The sequence below is a fragment of the Campylobacter sp. S4:11 genome, assembly GCF_024723695.1.
Taxonomy (GTDB): domain Bacteria; phylum Campylobacterota; class Campylobacteria; order Campylobacterales; family Campylobacteraceae; genus Campylobacter_D; species Campylobacter_D jejuni_C.
The window spans coordinates 1-291 of sequence record NZ_JANQDC010000121.1; the positions used below are offsets into that span (position 1 = coordinate 1).

1 pseudogene is annotated in these 291 nt (G+C 21.0%); it reads left to right on the forward strand.

The features are described from left to right. Positions 1-291 (forward strand): annotated as a pseudogene (locus CAMP5053_RS08500) (hypothetical protein); the annotation flags it as partial.

A 291-nucleotide genomic window follows, 5' to 3' on the forward strand; every position in this document is an offset into this window, starting at 1 on the left:
ATAAATTTAAATGACGAATTAAGCAAAAAATACGAAAAAGAAATATTTGACATGGGATTTGAAAAAAGAGGTAGTTATTTTGTGGATTATTTTGATTATAGTTTTAATTATAATGGGTTTTTTGAAATTAATCTAGATGATTATTTTCCAAACAATTTGCATTCAAAAACTCTAGTTAAGTTAAAATATAATGATGCAATAAAATTTGGGATTAAATATAAATATAATTATATTAAAATACCTAATATTCAATACACTAAAAAAAACAACCAAAAGGATGAGTTTTACACC